Below are 23822 nucleotides of genomic sequence, written 5' to 3'. Positions count from 1 at the left end.
CCTACTTCTTTTGTTGTAATGCAGCTAAAACCTGATTTTTAGGTCCATCTGCTACTATTTTTCCATTGTTTAAAACAATAACTCTATCTACTAGCTCTAAGGCTGCAAACCTATGTGTAATTACAATCAATGTTTTTTCTTCAAGAAGTTTTTTAATATGACTAATCAAAGTTTTCTCTAAACCTATATCCATACCTGTTGTTGGTTCATCTAAAACAACGATTGAAGGGTCATTTAATACTGCTCTTGCAAGGGCAACTAAGTGTCTTTGTCCTACTGATAAGTTATTTCCTCTTTCCCCTACTTGCAAGGCATCACCTTGTCCTGATTTTTTTACTAACTCATCTAAACCTGTTAGTTTTATAATCGACATAAGTTTTTCTTTACTTATTGGGTTTGATAACTCGATGTTTTCTTTTAATGTTCCTGAGAACAAGAAAGGCTCTTGAGGCATAACACCTACATTTTGTCTAACTTCAACAGGATGTATTGTAGAAATTTCATGACTATCTAAATATACACTTCCTTTAGTTGCACTATCAAGTCCAGTTAGAAGTCTCATAAATGTAGTTTTACCAGCACCAGTTTGACCTATAATACCTACTTTCTCTCCTGGCTGGATTTTTAAGTTACACTCTGCAAGTGATGGATATTTACTATTTTTATAAAAGAACTCAACATCTTTAAACTCAATTTCACCTTTTATTTTACCAAGACCAATATCTGGTTTTTTCTCATTTTCTAAAGGAAGATGCCAAAACTCATTTATATTATTAAGTGATTCTTTTATCTCTTTTAATTTAATAACCATCATAGAAGTTTGAATTACAGGAACCATTGCCCTGCTTGCTAAAATAGTAACAGCTATTAATCCCCCAACTGTTAAGTTTTTATTAGCTATTTCAAATACCCCAACCACGATAACTGCCATAGTTACAAACTGAACAACAGTTTGAGATAAGTTCATAGAAAATACATTTAAAGATTGGATTTTTTGAGTAATTGATTCTGTTACTGCAACTAAATTTCTCCAATTAAATAGTTTAGTTGATGTTGCATTTGATAGCTTAATAATCTCACTACCTTGAATAGTCTCTACTAAATAACTATTTTTAGCTTGAATATTCTCTACATTTTTTTTACTTAAATTTGAAATTGGTATTTGCATAAAAATATTAAATATTACAATTAAAATTGCAACTACTATTGGAACGGCTGCAACTGTTGGAGATATTAAAAAAATCACAAAAACAGCTATAAAGAAAAATGGTAAGTCGATTACTTGTAAGATTGATTTTGTAGCAAAAAAGTCTTTTATTTGAGCAAGTTCCCTAAAAAGATTTGCTTTTGAACCAACCAGTGTCGTATCATACTCAGACTTTATTGTAAGCATTCTTTTCATAAGTTCTTCTTCTAAGTAAACCCCAAGTTTTTTACCAACTTTTTCTATTATATGATTTCTAACACTCTTAAAATATACATCAAAAAGAAGTATTATTACAACTCCACTTGCTAAAACAAATAGTGTTTCTGTTGCATTATTTGGAACAACTCTATCATATACACTCATAGTAAACAAAGGTACAGCTAATGCAAAAATGTTTATAAAAAGTGTTAAAAATCCAACTTCAATATAAGATCTCCAAAATGTTTTTACAGGATTCCAAAACCAACTTTTGTCTCTTGGTTTTTCTAAAGTCTCTTTTTTGCTTGGGTTTCTAAAAACTAATATTGCTTTTTTGAAGTTTTTTAAAAAAACAGGTGCTTCTTGAACTTGTTTTTGTGTTACTGGGTCAAAAAGATAAATATCTCTATCTTTTTTTAGATACACGTAAGGTTTATCATTTTCATCAATAATAATACATGGGAAAAAGTGGTTTGGTATATCTAGGGCACTTATATCTTTTGAAACTGCACTAAGACCTACTTCTTGAATTACATCAATAGCTATTTCAGGAGTAAAGCCATTTGAAGTTGAAGCACAAAGATTTAAGATTGTATCAATAGATATTTCACCAAAGTAAAAGTCTAAAATATATTTCAAAGAGTAAAGTAAAGGATACTCTTCTCTTTGGTTTATTTCATCATTATTTTCTATATTTTCGTTTGTATTTAACGTCTCTTCCAATTATCTACCTATAACTAAACTTTTATTTTAAAATTAGAAAAAAGTTTATCATAAATAGACTGAAATACGCTATCCCAAACCCTATTTGTTTTTTGTCTGAATAGTTTTGCACTTGGATACCATAAAGATTTTTCACCTTTATTTTGCCATCTCCAATCAGGTATTTTTTGTAGTGGAACCCAAACTGGTTTATTTAAAGCACCAGTTAAATGAGCAACTGATGTATCAGATGAGATTACTAAATCAAGTTCATTTATCAAACTTGCTGTTTTAGAAAAGTCTGTTAGCTGCTCTGTTAAATCTATAATATCATCTTCAAAGCCAAGTTTTTTTATATCTTCTTTTTCAGGACCCACTTGAAGTGAATATACATTTACTTTTTCACTTTTTACAAGCTTTTCTAAATAACTTAAATCAAAAACTTTTCCATCATAACTCTCACCTGTTACAGAAGCACTCCAACAAATTCCAATATTTAAAGTTCCTTTTTTCTTTGTTATTTTGAAGTTATCATCTTTTTTTGCTTTTAAGTATCCCTTGTCTTGCTTTAGTTCTTTTATATCTTTTATTCCTAAAATATAAGGCATACTCATAAGAGGTAAATGATAATCAAATGAAGGTGTATCTTCACTTCTATCAGTTAAAATATCAATTTCTTCTAAACACTTAAATAGCTCTTTTAGTTCATCTCTACATTTCACAGCTATTTTACAAGAAAACTTTTCTTTAATATCAGAGATAAATCTAATAAACTGTAATGAATCCCCAAACCCTTGCTCAGAGTGAATTAAAAGTGTTTTATCTTTTATATCTTCTTTACCTGTAAACATAGGTTTTGAGAAAATATCTTTATTATTAAAGATATGAGCTTTCATTTCATCTTTTTGGAATCTATACTCATACTCTTTAAAACCATTTTCATAATCACCTTTAGCTAAATACATAGTTGCTAAATCAAAGTGAGCATTTACAAAACTTGGGTCAAGCTCAATTGCTTTTTTATATGACTCAATTGCTTTATTTGCTTGGTTTAAATACTTATATGAAGTTCCAACATTACTATAAGCATTTACACCATTTGGTGCTAACTCAATTGACTTTTCATGTAATTTTGCAGCTTTTTTATACTCATGGATTTTATTATATACATTTCCTAGATTTGTATAAGCTCCCGCATTTTTTGGGTCTTTTTCTATGGCTAAATCTAAAGACTTAATAGCTTCATCGTACTTTTTTAGTTTATTTAAACAAGCTCCAATATTACTATGTAACTCATGGTAATTTTTATCAATATTTAGTGCAATTTTAAATATTTGTATTGCTTCTTCATACTTTTCTTGTTTATAAAGTATTACTCCAATATTATTTACAGCTTTTGAAAAGTTTGGATTTATTTTCACAGCTTCTTTATATGCCCAAATCGCTTTATTTGAGTCTTTTAATGCTTCAAAAGTAATTCCTAAGTTATTATATGCATTAAAGTTTTTTGGATCTCTTTTTATACAATCACTAAAAGCTTGAATAGCTCTTTTATAATCTTTTACGTCTTTTAAAGCATTTCCTAGATTATTGTATGTCAAAGCATTATGAGGGTTTATTTTTATTGCTTTTATATAGTAGTTTATGGCTTCCTTACTATTTCCTAAAGCCTTTGAGATAACTCCTAAGTTTGCTAGGGCATCTTCATTGTTTTCTTCAATCTCTAATACTTTTAAATATAGCTTTTTACAAGCTTCAAGGTTTCCTTTTTTGTACTCTTGCAATGCCTGATTTGCTAAGTTTATAACTTCTTGATTTGATGAAAGAGTTTTAAAACCCTTTGAGTTTTTAAGAAAACTTATAAAAGTAAGTTTTGATATTTTCTCATCAGCTATTTCTATAGGTAATGAACTTTCATCAAGCTGTTCAAATCTTAGTTTTAAAATATCATGAATATTAACTCCATTGTTTTTCCAACCTTTGTTTGTTGGAACTGCACTTATTTTATTGTTTAAGACATAAAATAAAGCATCTTTTTTTAAAGCTTTTTTGATTGTATCAATTTCCATTTGAGGACTTAGACAGTGTTGTAAAACCCAAATACTATAAGCAGCATCAAATCTAAAGCCTTTTTTTATATTCTCTTCTAAATCTTGTGGAGATATAGCTTTAAAATTTTGGCTATTTACATACTTCTTTGCCATATCTCTCATAGAACTTGAAATATCAACCCCTATTACTTTACAAGAAGTTTTTTCTATAAGCTCTTTTGCTACTCTTCCAATACCACAACCAAAATCTAAAAGAGTCATGTTTTCATTTATTTGTAATTTTTCTACAATATCATCTACAATAAAAGGTGTCTCTTTTTCCCATCTTTCTTCACTTTTTAAATCACCCTCATTTGTAAGGATGATTTTTTTTGCTTTGTCAATATCTTCTTGTTCAAAAATATTTGGATTATAAACTATTTTACTCATCATGCTCCCTATTACTATATAATATTTTGTAAATCAATTGTTAGTGTTGTTCCAACATCATCTAACTCATATGTTTGTGTTGCAGTATTTGAAATCGTATTAGTATCACCATCAAATACATTTCCATCTTTATCTGTAAATTTGATTTTGTCTGCTTGATTAATATCTTTTAATTTTAATGTTAAATCATTTCCTGATTCTGTCCAAGACTTAATAAGATCATCAGTTAATTCAAATTCATGTTGTGAAGAATCACTAGTATTTAAAGTGAGATTTGTTAAATCTAAACTTTCAATATTACTAAAGTCATTATTATCCCCTAATAAAGTGTCACTTGATATATCTGCTCCTGTATTACCAGTTAAATTAACTTCATCATTATCTGCCCCACCATCAATAGAGAATGAATCTAAATTACTAAAGTCAAGTGAGAAGTCATCATTTCCACCATTTCCATCAATAATATCAGAAGTTCCTTCAATAGCTTGAGCTGTTTCGTTACCTAAACTAACCGTATCAGCTCCATTTGCAAAATCAACCCTATCAAGATTCGAGATATTTGTGAACTGTGAGTCTGTTATAGTTCCTGAATCATTAAATGTTAAAGTATCACTATCTCCTGCTCCAAAGTCGATGTTATCAAGATTTGTTAAATCAATAGTATCAATATTTACATTATCACTTCCGCCAGATAAATTAACCATATCATTTCCAGAGCTTAAGTTAACTGTGTCATTAGCAGCTGTTGTAGTAATATTTTCATTTCCTGTTGAATCATTTACTGTTAATGTTCCAGATAAACCATTATTAACAGATCCTAAGTTTAATGTATCACCAGCTGTTGTATTAATAGTTAATGAACCACTTCCAGTTAATGAAATAGTTCCTGATGTTTCACTTAAAATATCATTCATTTGTGTACTTGTAACTGTACCTGTATTTGTAATATTAATATCTTCATTACCTAAACCATTAATAGTTGTAGAATTATACGTAGTATTTAAATCATCAATATTACCTTCAAGTGTTGTAGCATTTACAGTTAAATCAACTGATGTTTTTCCATCAAGAGAGTTAATATCAGAAGCATTAGCTGTAATTCCATTTATAGTAATTGTTAAAGCATCACTTGAAGTTGCATTTACTAATGCTGTATCTAAATTAGATGCCGTATCAGCTGTTACTGTAGCAGTTACTACGCCACTTGTTGCAGTTAATATTTGATTTACATCACTTGCACTTGCTGTATTATCTACTACAACATCTTCATTTCCTAATCCAGTATATTGGGAATTATTAGTAATATAAATATCAATTAACTCTGATGATGTACCATTTATACTTGAAGATACAGAAGAAACATCAATAGTTTGATTTGTTTTAGCATTTAGTGCAACTAAGTCGCTTGCGTCTGTGGCTGAATTTGTAATAGTTAAACCTAAAGCATCACTTGGTGTTGCACTTGATAATAAACTATTTAAATTAGAAGCAGTATCAGCGCTTACATTAGCTGTTACAACTCCACTTGTATTTCCTAATACTGTATTGATATTTGTTGCACTAATTGAACCAGTGATATTTACAGCTTCATTACCATTTAATACTCCACCAGTTAAAGCACTATTAACTTCTGCAAAATCTGCAGCATTTTCAGTTAATGTAGTAACTCCACCATCTGTTAAGTTATCAACAATATTTGCAATACCATTAAATACTGAAGCATCTACACTTGATGTAGTTATAGTTGCTGTGTAATCATTGTTTACACCTGTTAATGTTGATAATGTACTCGCATCAGTTTCTGTAATACTTGTAGTTACAACACCTGTTGTTAATGCATCTATAGTATTTGCATCTGAAACGCTAATAGTTCCACCTGTAATTTCTACATCTGCGTTTGGAACAATTGCTAGTGCATCACTGATTTGAGTTGTTAAACTAGCTGTATTATATGATTCAGTTATTGTATTAATTGAAGTAAAGTTTGCTGTATCAATTAAAGCATTTAATGCTACTAAATCTGTTGCATCAGCTGTAGTGCTATTTGTAGTAAATGTAATATTATCACTAGTATTAACATTTGTTTTAATTGCATCATATGTTACTGTAACATCTCCAGTTGCAATTGTAGCTGTAACTGCTCCACTTGTAGCTCCTGCTATAGTGTTTGTATCACTTGCACTTGCTGTATTATCTACTACAACATCTTCATTTCCTAATCCAGTATATTGGGAATTATTAGTAATATAAATATCAATTAACTCTGATGATGTACCATTTATACTTGAAGATACAGAAGAAACATCAATAGTTTGATTTGTTTTAGCATTTAGTGCAACTAAGTCGCTTGCGTCTGTGGCTGAATTTGTAATAGTTAAACCTAAAGCATCACTTGGTGTTGCACTTGATAATAAACTATTTAAATTAGAAGCAGTATCAGCGCTTACATTAGCTGTTACAACTCCACTTGTATTTCCTAATACTGTATTGATATTTGTTGCACTAATTGAACCAGTGATATTTACAGCTTCATTACCATTTAATACTCCACCAGTTAAAGCACTATTAACTTCTGCAAAATCTGCAGCATTTTCAGTTAATGTAGTAACTCCACCATCTGTTAAGTTATCAACAATATTTGCAATACCATTAAATACTGAAGCATCTACACTTGATGTAGTTATAGTTGCTGTGTAATCATTGTTTACACCTGTTAATGTTGATAATGTACTCGCATCAGTTTCTGTAATACTTGTAGTTACAACACCTGTTGTTAATGCATCTATAGTATTTGCATCTGAAACGCTAATAGTTCCACCTGTAATTTCTACATCTGCGTTTGGAACAATTGCTAGTGCATCACTGATTTGAGTTGTTAAACTAGCTGTATTATATGATTCAGTTATTGTATTAATTGAAGTAAAGTTTGCTGTATCAATTAAAGCATTTAATGCTACTAAATCTGTTGCATCAGCTGTAGTGCTATTTGTAGTAAATGTAATATTATCACTAGTATTAACATTTGTTTTAATTGCATCATATGTTACTGTAACATCTCCAGTTGCAATTGTAGCTGTAACTGCTCCACTTGTAGCTCCTGCTATAGTGTTTGTATCACTTGCACTTGCTGTATTATCTACTACAACATCTTCATTTCCTAATCCAGTATATTGGGAATTATTAGTAATATAAATATCAATTAACTCTGATGATGTACCATTTATACTTGAAGATACAGAAGAAACATCAATAGTTTGATTTGTTTTAGCATTTAGTGCAACTAAGTCGCTTGCGTCTGTGGCTGAATTTGTAATAGTTAAACCTAAAGCATCACTTGGTGTTGCACTTGATAATAAACTATTTAAATTAGAAGCAGTATCAGCGCTTACATTAGCTGTTACAACTCCACTTGTATTTCCTAATACTGTATTGATATTTGTTGCACTAATTGAACCAGTGATATTTACAGCTTCATTACCATTTAATACTCCACCAGTTAAAGCACTATTAACTTCTGCAAAATCTGCAGCATTTTCAGTTAATGTAGTAACTCCACCATCTGTTAAGTTATCAACAATATTTGCAATACCATTAAATACTGAAGCATCTACACTTGATGTAGTTATAGTTGCTGTGTAATCATTGTTTACACCTGTTAATGTTGATAATGTACTCGCATCAGTTTCTGTAATACTTGTAGTTACAACACCTGTTGTTAATGCATCTATAGTATTTGCATCTGAAACGCTAATAGTTCCACCTGTAATTTCTACATCTGCGTTTGGAACAATTGCTAGTGCATCACTGATTTGAGTTGTTAAACTAGCTGTATTATATGATTCAGTTATTGTATTAATTGAAGTAAAGTTTGCTGTATCAATTAAAGCATTTAATGCTACTAAATCTGTTGCATCAGCTGTAGTGCTATTTGTAGTAAATGTAATATTATCACTAGTATTAACATTTGTTTTAATTGCATCATATGTTACTGTAACATCTCCAGTTGCAATTGTAGCTGTAACTGCTCCACTTGTAGCTCCTGCTATAGTGTTTGTATCACTTGCACTAATTGCTCCACCTGTAATAGTTACATCTTCATTTCCATCAACAATAGCTAAAGCATTAGTTACAACACTTGCTAAATTAGCTGTATTATAAACTTCCGTAATATCTGTAATAGTAGCAACTCCAAATGTATCTACTTTAGCATCTAATGCAACTAAATTAGAAGCATCAACACTAGTATCATTTGTAGTAAATGTAATATCATCAGAAGTATTTACATTTGTAATAGCTGTTAAGGTATCATCAACTGTTCCTGTTGTAATTGTAGCTTTTAATACTCCATTAATAGCAGCTGCTAATAAATCTGTATTAGCAGCAGAGATACTTGCATCAGTTATTGTTAAATTACCATCTCCACTTAATTCTGAAATTTTTCCATCTAGTTTATTAAATGCTGTACTTAATGTAACTCCTGAGTCAATAACTATATTTGAATCAGCAAAATTACCTGTAAATGTTGAATTACCAGTAATTTGAATAGTCTCAGTTCCACCAACATTTACAGAAGTAAAGTCAACTGAAGAGTTAGAGTTTACTGTAATATTTGCATTACCTGAACCATCAATTGTTTTTCCATTAACTATAGTATCTGCAATAGTTAAAGTGTTTCCTGCTAACACTGTAGTTGTTACTATATCATCTAACACACCTGTAAATGTTAATGAATCATTTATAGTAATAGTATCTAAAGCATTTCCACCAATTGTTGTTAAATCTGCATCTCTTTGACCTAAAGCATCAGAGATTGTTACTGTAAGTGTTCCACCACTTATTTGATTTAATGTTTCATTTGTTACAACATCAGCAGCAGCTACTACTGATACAGCATTAATTGTTGTTATTACACCATTTAAATTACCTGTAAAAGTTTGGCTTTGTGTAATAGTTGCTCTTTGTTCTGCTGTACCAGTAACTGTTGATAAATCTGCATTTGAATTTGATGATGCTATTTCAATCTCAACTTCACCTGTACTTCCAGTTTCATTTACAGTAAATCCAGTTAATTTTGAGTAATTAGATGTTAAAGTTGCTCCATCATTAACCTGAATAGTTGTCCCATTTGCAAAAGTACCAGTATAATTACTATCATTTGTAACTGTTACTATTTTCGTATTTGTCCCCATGTGAGTTAAATCTATATTTGAATCACTATCAACTAAAACTTCAATAGTTCCTGCACCATTGATTATATTAATGTTATTTGCTTGATCATCTGTGATTTGAAGTGTAGCACCTGAATTTACTGTAATAGTTTCAATAGATGTAATTGTTGAACTACTCATATCTATTACACCTGCACCAGTAGTTATAACTAATGTATCACTATCATTTCCACCATCAACACTACTAATAACATGGTCAATAGTAATAGTATCACTACCTGCTTGTGCACTAATCACGTCATTTCCTGCACCTGTTACATTGATAATATCATCACTATTTGTTGCTGTAATATTATCATCACCAGCTGAGTCATTGATTGTAAAGTCTCCACTAATATTATTTGAAATTGAACTTAAGTCTACTGTACCAGAAGCATTAACTGTCATGTTTCCTGCACCTGTTATAGTAGTTGTTTTGCCATCTAATTTATCACCAGTTGTTATTACTGTAACACCTGAATTAATATCTATATTTGAATCTGCAAAAATCCCTGTAAATGTAGAGTTTCCTGTAAACTGAATTGTTTCATTTGTATTATCATCTAAGGCTAAAATAGATGTGAAATCTGTAGCACTATCACCACTTACCTCAACAACTGCACTTCCTGCTCCATTTACTACAACTGTTCCACTTGTAACTTGTGTTTCACTTAGTGTTACAACTCCACTTGTAACTTCTATGCCATCTATTATGTCATTTGTTCCATTTATATCATGTCCTGTTAAATCAACACTTTGATTTACTATTAGATTTATAGTTCCAGTTCCATCTTTAGTAATTGTATCAAAGTCATGATCAGCTGGAGTATCTGTAGCGATAATATTTAAAACACCTGTACTATTCGTATTTATTGTAAGTGTTTCATCATCTAAGTTTGTTGCACTTATTGTTGCTGTATTCCCATCTTCAACTGAAATATCTTCAAAATTAAGTAGTGTAACACCACTTAAATCTACACTACCTGATAGAGATAAAGTATCTGTACCAGCTCCTGCATCAAGAGTATCTATATTTGGAGAGCCTGTATAGTTATATGTGTCATTACCATTTCCAGTTTTGATAACCTCAACACTTGTCAGTGTATCTGTGTTTGTAGTATCACTTACAGTTATAGGATTAGTTCCATCAATAGTTACTGTTAAATCTGTATTATCTGTAATATTATAATCAATAGTGTCAGTATTTCCTGCACCATTAAATGTGATATTATCAATAGCTGATGTATTTAAAGTATCACTTTGAGCTGAACCTACAAAGTTCTCAAAACTTTCAAATGTATCTGTACCAAATCCAGTTGATGTACCATCATTATTAGTTACATTTATAGTTATTGCATTTGAAGCATTTGTAAAGTTAAGTGTGTCATTTCCTGCTCCACCAATTAAACTATTGTTATAAATATCACCTTCAACATTATCATCACCACTTCCCATTTGAAGATGTTCGATATTGTCAATAGTATCATCTCCATCACCAGTAGCTGTTTTATTATGTAGACTAACTGTAATATTATTTGATGTATCACTATAATCTAACCAGTCACCAGTTGTGTCGTTTCCACCATCAATATTATCAACTCCACTTCCTGCAAAGATTCTGTCATTTCCAGCTCCACCTTGAAGGTTATCATCTCCTGCTTCACCTCTTAGAGTATCATCTCCTCCAAGTCCTTCTAAAGTGTTGTTCTCACTATTACCTTGTATTGAATCCCCTTGAGTATTTGAGCCTCTTAGGTTTTCAATTCCAGTTAAAGTATCTGTTCCATCAATATTTACAGTTGCATCTCCACTAGCTCCTAATGTAACATTTAATGATGCATTTACAGAACTATAATCAACTGTGTCACTATCACTTCCACCATCTATATCATCGTTTCCTGCAGTTGTAACAAATGAATCATCACCAGTTCCACCATATAACTCATCATTTCCGATACCACCATCAATATAGTCATTATCAGCATCACCATAAATAGTGTCATCTCCATCTAAACCATAAATACTATCAGAACCTGAATTACCTTGAAGTTCATTTACTCCATCTGAACCATAAATAGTATCTTGACTTGTAGAACCTATAACATTTTCAAAACCACTTAAAGTATCATTACCTTCACCTGTTGCAGTATTTGCAGCTATTCCATCATGTGCTGTTGTTGAGTCTATATTTATTTTTACACCTGTTAATGAACTATCATAAACAACCCAATCGTTTGAACTTGTGTCAGTTGAAGCATCACCACCAAACATAGTATCATCACCAAGACCACCTTCAATAGTATCATCACCAGCACCACCAGTTAGATAATCATCTCCTGCTAAACCTTCAATAGAGTCATTACCTTCAAGTCCATTTATTGTGTTATCAATATTTACTGTTTTAGTACCAATAATTCTGTCATCTTTATCACTACCATTTACATTTTCAATACCTAATAAAGATTGATTATATTGTGTTCCACCTACACTAAATACAGCATTGTCTTGGTCTTCTAAATCTACATTATTATCAATTATTGCATCATTTGCTGTTCCATCAATAACTATTTCAGAGAAGTCGATTAAATCTTCATTTCCACTATCACCTTGAATTTTATCATCACCAATTGAGATATAAAAAGTATCATCTAAATCTCCACCAACTAAAGTATTTTCAGAGTCATTTCCTCTAAATGTATCATTAAAAGCTGTACCTGTAACATTTTCAATATTTCTAATAGTTTCAGTATTTCCATATGAATCAGTAGAGGCATTAGAAGTTCCATCTAGCTCTACAACAACACCTTGTGTTCCACCTTCATAGAACAGATCATCTACTTCAGTTCCACCATCTATAATATCAGATCCGTCGTTATTGTAAATTGTGTCAAGACCTTCTTGTCCTGAAATATTGTCATTTCCTGTTCCACCATAAATTATATCATTTTCAGTTCCTGCATCAATATCATCATCACCTGCTCCACCATATAGTTTATCAGCTCCACTTCCACCATCTATATCATCGTTTCCTGCTTCACCATATATTGTATCAGCTCCTGCTCCTCCATTTAAAGTATCATTTCCTACTTCACCAGCATTTGCTTCTGTACCATCTATATCTTCGGCATCTCCACCGTAAATAATATCAATTCCATTTCCACCATTAATAATATCAGAACCTGTACCACCTCTAGCAGAATCATTTCCATCACCTAAGTTGATAGTATCAGCTCCACCTCTACCCCATACAAGGTCATTACCTCTGTAAGTATTAATATCATTGTCATTATCATCAAATTTAATATCATCATTTCTTGTTGCGTTATCTGCTGTATAGATATTTTCAATTTCAAAGATATAATCTGTTGCACCTGTACTATCATTTGTAACAACATAGAAGTTTTCAGTTCTATCTGTAATTCCATCACCATTTGTATCAACATCAACTGATTGAATATTTGTAGAGTCAAAAATAACTCCATTCGAACCTTCAAACTCTCTATAATCTAAAGCATCTTCTCCATCACCACCAATAATAGTATCACTACCACCAGCAGCTCTTGCTAAGTCATTTCCAGCACCTAAATCATATAAGTCATTTCCAGCTCTTCCTCTTACATAATCATTTCCACCATATGTAATAAAGATATTATTTCCACTAGTCCCCCAGAAATCTCTTTGTCCTGTTGATGATGTTGAGTCTATAATATTTTCAATACTTTGGAAATTTCCACTTTGAAGATTAATATCAACTGATCTATTTGTTAAATCTAGCCAATCACTTCCATCTTCACCATAAAGCGTATCATCACCTGCTGATAAAAGGAATGTATCATCACCATCTCCTGCATAAATAGTATTATCTCCACCATTTCCTCCAAGAGTATCAACTTGGTTTGTTCCTATTAGGTTTTCGATTTGAGTTATATAGTCTACTTGTGTGTTATCATCTATGTTTACAACTGTATTATAGTTACCATCTAAATTATTATCAACAGCGTCATAAGCAACTGTCTGACTTAAATCTATTATTACACCATTACCTGTTACACTTGAATAATCAGCCCAGTCAACTTCAACATTTGTTCCACCTACACTATCACCATATAATACAGAACCACTTAATCCACCAGTTAAAGTATCAATTCCTTCTCCACCAAAAGCAACATCTTCAGCAGCCGTTCCACTATCTGTTCCTGTATTTATAATATCTAGTCCTGTACCACCATAAATAGTATCATAACCATCTAAACCATTTAATACATCATTTCCACCATAACCATAAATAGTGTTATTTTGATTATCACCTGTTAAGTTGTCAGCATAGTTTAATGTACCTACGATATTTTCTACATCTGTTATAGCACCTGATTCTGTATTTCCATAACCATCATCATTTACAGTTGAACTTGATAAGTCTACATCTACAGAAGCTCCTACATTATAGAAACTAATAGTATCATTGTCATCTCCACCATCATAAGTGTCAATTCCATCTCCACCTATTAAAGTATCATTTCCTGTATTTCCAAGTAAGTGGTCAGCTCCTGCTCCACCATCTATTACATCATCGCCACTATTTCCATCAAGTGAGTTATCGTTTGCATCACCTGTTAATGAGTCATTTAGTGTTGTACCATATAAGTTTTCAATTTCTGTAATATTTGTAGTACCTAAACCACCTGTAATAGTTCCATTTTGCATAGCTGCATTAACTGCTGTTCCTAAAGCTTGGAAACTAAGCCAGTCTCCCCCACCTGCACCTGTAGTGTTACCACCACCATCTATTTCATCTGAACCATTTGTAGCAATAATTGTATCATCACCAAGTCCAGCTTGAATAGTGTTAGTATTTGCATCACCTTTTAGTGTATCAGCATGAATAGAACCAATGATTTTTTCAACTTCTGTAACTTGATCTTGTGTTCCAAAACCATCTTCCATTACTTCATGACTTACTACATTATTATCTTCATCAGTGCTATCTAAATAAACTCTAACACCTGTGTTTGCATCTGCAAAATCAATAGTATCTTGTCCTGAACCACCATTGATAGAGTCATTTCCTGCTTGACCTCTTAGTGTATCTATTCCATTTCCACCAAATAGTGTATCATCTCCAATACCACCATAGATGCTATCTCCTGAACCATTTCCGTATAAAGTGTCCTCATAATCACTTCCTTCATCAGTTCCGTTATATCCTAAAATAATATCATCTTGAGTTGAACCCTTGATGATTTCTATATGATCACCTAAAGTATCTGTATTAGCTCCATTTGTGATAGTACCAAAGTCATTTGAAACTCCACTTCCAAGATTTACTGTAATACCATTTGATGTAACTTGCTCATAAGTTAAGGTATCTACATCAGCGCCACCTGTAATAGAGTCATCACCTTCACCTGAGTAAATAGTATCATCTCCACTTCCAGCATCAATAGTATCATCACCATCACCTTGAAGTTTATCTATTTCATCATTTCCAGCTCCACCATAAATAGAGTCGTTTCCTGTTCCACCTTGTAAAACATCATTTCCATTTTCACCTAAAAGAGTATCAACCTCTGCTCCACCATAAATAGAGTCATTATCTTCTCCACCTAAAAGGTAGTCAATTCCAGCTCCTCCATCTATAGTATCATCGCCGTCTTCACCTCTTAAAGTATTAGCTTCACTACTTCCTGTAAGCTGGTCATCTCCATTTGTTCCTATTACAACTTCAATATCTGTGATTGTATCAACTACAGCAGTTCCACCATTTTGGTATCCATCATCTGTTGCTTGCCCTAAACCTAAATCAACTATTACTGCATTTCCATCATCATCTAAAGTAACAGTAGAAGAATTTGTATCAATATTACTAAAGTCTAAAGTATCAATACCATCTCCACCTATAAACTCATCTACACCTTTTGAAGCTATAAATAGGTCATTTCCTTTATATCCATCAAGTACATTTATTTCATTGTAATCATCACTACCTTTTAATGTATCATTATTTTTTGTGGCAATAATATTTTCAATACCCTCAACACTATCAGCATTTGTGGCATTTCCAACTTCTTTGATTTCTTGCTCATTATTTGTGTCATTATCTCCATCATCCAGTGATAAATCTGCATTAATAGCTGTAGTACTTGTAATATAACTATAATCAACTGTATCAGTTCCATTATCTGTATGTGTAGTTCCACTTAAAGAACCACCATAAATAACATCAGAATCTAAGCCACCTAAAATAGTATCATTATCATTTCCACCTATTATTACATCAGCTCCACCTGAACCTATAAGTAAGTCATTTCCACCTTGTCCTTGAAGTGAGTTTGTATTTTCATCTCCAACTATAGTATCTGCAAGATTTGATCCAATTACATCTTGAATATCATATAGTCTATCCGTACCCTCACCAACAGCTGTTTGAGTACCTAACGTAGTTGATGTTTCCCTTGAAAGTTCTATATTACTATCTGATGAAGAAAGATTTAATAAAATAGAATTTGAAGCATCTGAGTAATCAACTACATCTCTACTTGCATCTACACTTGAAACCAATGAATCATTACCATAAATAAAGTCATCTCCAGCTCCACCTTTAAATGTATCAGCTCCTAATTGTCCAACTAAAGTATCAGCACCATCTCCACCTGAGATAATATCATCATTTGCTCCACCATCTAAAATGTTGTTGTTTGAGTCTCCTGTGATAACATCTTGTTCATTTGTACCTATAATATTTTCAATACCATCAATATATTCTGAGTTTCCAAAACCATCATCTTGAACTCTATAAGTTGCTGTATTACCTAATGTTTGAGCTACACTTAAATCTACATCTATACCTTGTGTTCCATCACTAAAGTCTATAGTATCAGCAGTTCCATCACCACCATCAATATAATCTTGACCTTCTAAACCTTTGAAAGTGTCATTATCAGCTCCACCTTCTAAAGTATTGTTATTTTCATCACCTGTGATATTATCTGCTCTATTTGTTCCTATTACATTTTCAATATTTCTTAGAGTATCTGTTTTTCCATTTGATAAAGCAGTACCCTCAGCACCATTTGAAATATCATTATCTGTATCTAAATCAACAGTAACTCCATATGCTAAATCTGAGAAATCAGCTGTATCTAGGTTGTCTCCACCATCAATTACATCAGCATCCGCTCCACCTCTAATAATATCATTACCTGCACCTGTAATAATTGTATTTGATAAGGCATCACCGTAAATAGTGTCATCACCATCACCTGTGATAATATTTTCTACACCATCTAAGAACTCTTTATTTCCATATCCATCATTTTGAACTCTATAAGTATCACTACTTCCATCTGTTTGAGATGTGTTCATATCAACTACAACTTTTTGTGTTCCTGCTGTAAAGTCAACTGTATCAACTCCACTACCACCAATAAGTTTATCAGCTCCATCAAGTCCTACTAGGTAATCATTTCCTGATCTTCCCTCTAAAGTATTATTAGAGTCATTTCCTGAAATATAATCACCTTTATTTGAACCAATTACATTTTCAATATTTGTAATAGTATCAGTTCCATACTCATTATGAATTCTTTGAGCATTTTCATCAGATAAATCAATTTCAATACCTAAGTAAGCATCAACACCAGTTGTATCAATACCAGCTCCATCAACATCTCTTGTATCACCTGTATCATCATTTATTGAAATTGAGTTGTAATCTAAAGTATCAGAAGTACCATCTGTTGTTCCAACATCAGTATCATCACCATCAATAGTATCATTACCACTTCCTGCAATAATATAGTCATTACCTGCTCCACCTTCAACAGTATCATCACCTGCTAGTTCTGAGATAGTATCATCACCTGCTAAACCTTTTAGAATATTATCTCTTCCATCACCTGTAATATCATCACCAACACCACCAAGATTAGTACCTGTGATATTTTCAATTGAGTTAAATGTATCAGTTCCAATTGAGCTACCAACTGCAAAAGAGTTTGAAATATTTGCTTGAATAGTTGAACTTTCATTACTATAATCAGCTGTATCACCTATAGTCTCTCCTGTACTACCACCAACAAGATTATCATTTCCAGCTCCACCAATTAAAGTATCATCACCTGCACCACCTTCTAGTGTATCAACTCCAGCTCCACCATCTAAAGTATCGTTTTGTTCATCACCATATAGTTTATCATCATCATTTCCACCAATAATATGATCAACACCTTCTCCACCATAAATAGTATCTAGTCCTTCCCCACCTATTAGTGTCTCAATCCCCGTGTTAGCTCCACCTTCAATATAATCATCTCCAGCAGCACCATCTATATAGTCAGTTCCATCATTACCTAAAATACTATTTGCATCTGCATCACCTGTGATATTATCAGCTAAAGATGTTCCGTAAACATTTTCAATATTTACTAAAGTATGATTATTTGTATCTGTATCAACTGTTACAGTTGTAGAAGTAGAGTCATTTAAAGTAAGAGATACACCTGTAGTCATACCTGTTGTATCTAAATTACTATAATCAACAGTATCACTTCCTCTTGATGAATCATCTTCATTTCCACCATCAATACTATCACCTGTAAAATCTGTACCTTTAAATACATCATTACCAGCAGAACCATACATTTCATCTGCACCTGCTCCACCAATTAGAGTGTCATTTCCTGCTCCACCATCTAAATAGTCATCATTTCCTGCACCATCTAAAGTATCAGAACCTGCATTACCTAATAGAGTATTTACTGATGCGTCTCCTGTGATAGTATCATCTGTAGAACTTCCTTTTACATTTTCAATATTTCTAATTTGATCATTTGAATCACCTGAAATATTTACTGTTGCTAAAGTTGATGTATTTAGTGTTAAATTAATTGATGAGTTTCTTGAACTATAATCAATAGTATCACCATTTGTTTCATTTGTAGCAGTTCCACCATCAATTACATTTGTAACTCCTGTTGCTGTAACAAAATCATCATCATAAGAAGAACCTAGTACATTCTCAATAGATGTTAAAGTATCTACAACACCACCTGCTTCTGTTGCTGTGTTGTTTTGTAAATCTACACTAACACCTTGCCCATTATCATAGTCGTATCTAACTTCATCAGTTCCATTTGAACCATCTAAAGTATTTTGTAGAGCACTTCCTGTAAAAGTGTCATCTCCATCTCCACCTATGATATTTTCAATACCCTTTATAGTGTCACTATCTCCTGATGTAAATGTAACAGTAGTATCTCCACTAGCAGCTAAATTTGCAACAATATCATTTCCTGCACCAATTACACTATAGTCAACTGTATCACTGTCATTTCCACCAATAATAGAATCACTTCCATCATTTGAAGCAGTAGCTATAAATGTATCATCACCTGCACTACCTATAAGAGTATCAGCACCCTCATCACCGTAAATTACATCATCACCAGCTTCACCATCAATACTATCATTTGCTAATCCACCATGTAATTCATCATTATCAGCTCCACCAAGTAGTGTATCCTCACCACCTTCACCGTATAAAGTATCATTTTCACCATTACCACTTAAAGTATTTGTAACATCATTACCTCTAATTACATCACCTTCTAAGTTTGAACCTAATACATTTTCAATACCATATAATAAGTCATCACCTTGGTCAGCACTACTTGCAGTTCCTTGGGCATTTCCATTTGCTAAATCAATTGTCATACCTTTAATAGCTTGTGAATAATCAACAGTATCAACTCCACTATCAGATACATCATCGCCACCATAAACTATATCAATTTTATTATCTGCTTGTTCAAATGAAATAACATCATCGCCAGTTCCTGCATAGATTGTATCTGCACCTAAACCACCGTTTATATCATCATCATTTGCTCCACCATAGATAATATCATCTTCTGATTCTCCACGTATTACATCAACACCATCTTCACCATAAATAGTATCTTTTCCTGTACCACCTCTTAGATCATCATCTCCATCACCACCTCTAATGAAGTCATCACCTGCTTTACCATCAATAGTATCATTTCCTGAACCTGCGCTATTTTCTTCTTGAGCTCCACCATATAAGAAGTCACTACCATCTTGACCGAAGATTTCATCATCTCCGCCCATTCCTTGAACTCTATTTAGATTTGCATCACCTGTTAAAGTATCAGTTTGGTTTGTTCCTATTAAATGCTCAATACCATTTAAAGTATGTGTTTGTCCTGCTATATCAACTGTTACAGTTGAACCTGATTCTAAATCAACTGTTACACCACTTACAGTAATACCACTATAATCAACTGTATCAAAATCAGCTCCACCGATTATCTCATCACCACTATTTGTAATATCACTATCATCAACTATAAATAAGTCATCTCCGCTTGAACCTTCAAGCCTATCAGCTCCTGCTTTTCCTTGAAGAGTATCATTTCCTGCATTACCAATAAGTGTATTATCTGAAACATTTCCTGTTAATTCATCATTGTTATCTGTGGCTTTTACGTTTTCTATATCATATAATCTATCAGTATAAACACTTGAATCATCACTATTTAATAAAATATTAGCTTCGCTATAAGAGTTTGTTCCATCACTACTTGTAGTTGATAAATCTAAAACCAATCTATTATTAGCATTTAAAGTATTACTATAATCAATCATATCCCCAGTAGTATGACTATCTGTGTGAACACCAGATGTATTTAAAGTTCCCCCATAAATAAAGTCATTTGCAGTTGAGCTTACAAAAGTATCATCTCCCCCTGCTCCTTGAAGAGTATTAATTTGTGAATTACCTGTGATTGTATCTTTTAGGCTTCCACCAATTGCATTTTCAATACTTATAAGTGTATCACTATCATTTGCATCTATAGTTGCAGTTCCAGCAGTTAAGTCAATAACAGCTGATTTTGAAGTTAAGTAGCTATATGTAACTGTATCATACTCTACACTTGATTCACTTTGTCCTTTTGTAAATCCATAAATAGTATCAATACCATCATTACCAGATAAAGTATCAGCTCCTGCTCCACCTTGAAGTTCATTTACAGCACTATTTGCAAGGATAGTATCATCACCTGCTCCACCTATGATATTTTCAACATCTTTTATGATGTCATTATCACCATTTGCAATACTTACTTCCCAAGAGTCATTTCCACCAACTCCATCAAAATCATGAGTTGCACTAGCACTTAAATCAACACTAATTGCATTTGTTGAACCTAAAGCTGAGTAATCAACTGTATCATTGTTACTTCCACCATCATAATAATCAACTCCATCATTTGCACTTGTAGAAACAATAGTATCATCTCCATCTCCTGCAATTACAGTATCTGCACCATCTCTAGCTTCAATAAAATCATCATCAGCTTGACTTGTAATAACATTTTTAGAACTATTTCCATAAATAGTATCATTTGCAAAGTTTGAACCTATAATATTTTCTATTCCATAAAGTTCATCTATACCTTGTCCTTGTGCTCCTGTAGAACCTACTGATTTTCCTTCAATAGAACCATCAGAATTTAAACCACCAGTTGCAGTTAAGTCTAAATCAATAGTTAAAGTCTCTAAGGCATTTGTATAATCTACTGTATCAACTCCACTATCAGAGTTGTCATCACCACCATAGATTTTATCACTTCCTAAACTTCCTGTTAATGAATCATCTCCAGCTTCTCCCATAAGTGTATCATCACCTGCTCCACCTAGTAAAGTATCATTGTCAGCTCCACCATAAAGTCTATCAGCTCCACCCTCACCTTCTAAAATATCGTCTCCATCATTCCCAAGTAAAGAGTTGTTTTGAACATCACCTTTAATTGAGTCAGCATCTTGTGTACCTTTGATATTTTCGATATTTAAAATAGTATCAGTTGAAGCACCTTTTACAGTCACATTTTCAGGATTTGCACTATCTAAAGTAAGTGAAATACCATTGTTGCCACCGTCATTTTCTATTATAGAGTAATCAAGCCAATCTTGTGTACCTGCTCCACCATCAAAATAATCAGCTCCGTCATCGCTCCAAGAATCAATTGTTCCATTATTATCTACATCAACACCAGCAATAATTGTATCATTTCCAGCACCAGCGCTTATTGAGTTGGCTAAAACTGAACCTATAAATTCATCATCATTTGAAGTTCCTATTACATGTTCAATATTTGAAATAGTATCAATATCATCATCACTTACATTATCAACTACTGTTTGAGCAAGTGTTGTACTTAAATTTACATTTACACCATTTGATGTGTAGTTAGCATAAGAGATTGTATCTTCTTCATTATTACCATTTATAGTGTTATCAACATTATCTTCATTCATAATAAATGTATCTTTTGCTGAGCCACCAATAGCGTTTTCAATACTCACTAAAGTATCTATTTGTGTAGAAGTTGAAGCTTCATTATTTTTAAAGTCAACTGTTACTGAAACTGATTTATCTTCATATGTTACAGTATCACTTCCAGCTCCACCATCAAGATAGTTATTAGATTCTTGCCCACTTAATAAGTCATCTCCAGCTAAACCTTTCAGGGTATTACTATCACTATCTCCTGTTAAAGTATCATCACCTGCACTACCTGTTACATTTTCAATATCTTTTAAATAGTCAGTTGTAGTAAGTGCTCCATCTTGGTAAATCTGTGCTTCAAAATATCCATCTGAATCTTGTGTTCCTGATAGATTTACAACTACTTTGTCATTTGCTTCATCATTTGTATCTACATTTACATTTTCATAAGAGATGCTATCTCCATTTGTTTCATTTCCTGAGTTACCATCAAATTTATTTGAAACATCAAGTTTTGAAACAAATGTATCATCAAAGGCTGAACCTATAGCATTTTCAATTCCATATAAAGTATCAGTTCCTTCACCTGTTGCTTGATTATTTACAAAATCAACAGTTACGCCATTTGTAGCGTTTTCATAAGTTACAGTATCATTATCACCATAAATAGCATTATCATAGTCTGTATTTCCAGAAATACCACCATAAATTTCATCATTGTTAGCTCCACCACTTATAGTGTCATTTCCATATCCACCATAAATAGTATCAGCTCCATCATCTCCATTTATAATGTCATCACCATCATCGTTGCTATTTAATGTATCTCCACCATGAATAATATCAGCTTCACTTCCACCTGAAATACTATCAGCTCCACTTCCCCCATAGATTAAATCTTCACCAGCATCACCTCGAATAGAGTCATCATCAGCTCCACCATAAATTTTATCTACACCTGAACCTGCTTGAATGATGTCATTTCCTGCTTCACCGTATAATGTATCTTTTCCATCATCAGACCCACCAACAATAGAGTCATTTCCAGCTCCACCATAAATAGTATCAGCACCTTCTCCACCATCTAAGTACTCATAAGTAGTTGAAGAAGTAGCATTATCTGTATTATCTCCACCATTTATTACATCATCACCTGCTTCACCATAAATAGTATCAGTTCCATTTGCACCACTTAAAATATTTTTAGAAGTATTACCTCTTATAGTATCTTCCCCAGCAGTTCCCGTTATATCTTCAATATTTCTTACAGTATCACTATCAACAGAGCTATCATCACTTGTTTGTTTTATTACTAATGAATTGTTTGATAAATCTGCATCTAAATAGTAAGTATTAGAAATAGCACTATAATCTATCTCATCTCTTAGACCATCATTTCCAGCATTTGTATCACCCTCTATTACATCATCACCATTATTTACACTTGTGATTAAGAACTTGTCATTTCCAGCTCCACCAATAAGTGAGTTATCATCGGCATTTCCTGTAAAAGTATCATTTCCATCAGTTCCTTGAACATGCTCAATATTGATTAAATTATCAGTAACACTTCCACCAATTACTACCGTTCCAGCTGTTAGATCTGCAACAATTGTATTTGTAGAATCTGAATAATCTACTTTATCATTTTCATCACTTGTATTTTCAGAATTTGGGTTTGAAAGGTCAGTAATACCGCCATTGAATGTATTTGATAC

General features: G+C 32.5%; 3 protein-coding genes (1 of these 3 only partly in view). All 3 read right to left on the bottom strand.

The genetic code is table 11. The annotated features are described in order from the left end of the window. Window position 1 precedes the first annotated feature (1 nt). Tightly spaced (at most 14 nt apart), the 3 genes in view from NJU99_RS06795 to NJU99_RS06785 form a layout consistent with a single transcriptional unit that may run on beyond the window. The gene (locus tag NJU99_RS06795) at window positions 2–2128 is read right to left on the bottom strand and encodes a type I secretion system permease/ATPase (RefSeq protein ID WP_254577973.1); all 2127 of its coding nucleotides are present in this window, start codon (window positions 2126–2128) and stop codon (window positions 2–4) included. 14 nt (window positions 2129–2142) lie between these two features. Next, window positions 2143–4587, bottom strand: a complete 2445-nt coding sequence (locus NJU99_RS06790; protein ID WP_254577972.1) for a tetratricopeptide repeat protein — start codon at window positions 4585–4587, stop codon at window positions 2143–2145. Between the two features lie 14 nt (window positions 4588–4601). After that, window positions 4602–23822 carry the end of a hypothetical protein gene (locus tag NJU99_RS06785; protein WP_254577971.1) on the bottom strand. Its footprint extends 20049 nt past the window's final position, so only the last 19221 of its 39270 coding nucleotides appear in the window; its start codon lies beyond the right edge, outside the window — the gene reads right to left on this strand; it ends in the stop codon at window positions 4602–4604.

Origin of the sequence: Arcobacter roscoffensis (assembly GCF_024267655.1) — a bacterium.
Classification (GTDB): domain Bacteria; phylum Campylobacterota; class Campylobacteria; order Campylobacterales; family Arcobacteraceae; genus Arcobacter_B; species Arcobacter_B roscoffensis.
Note: the sequence above shows the minus strand (reverse complement) of the source record. Positions and strands in the feature narration are given on the sequence as shown.

Excerpts from the sequence above, each read along its gene's own strand:
- NJU99_RS06790 (WP_254577972.1), bottom strand. The coding sequence starts at position 4,587 with ATGAGTAAAATAGTTTATAATCCAAATATTTTTGAACAAGAAGATATT.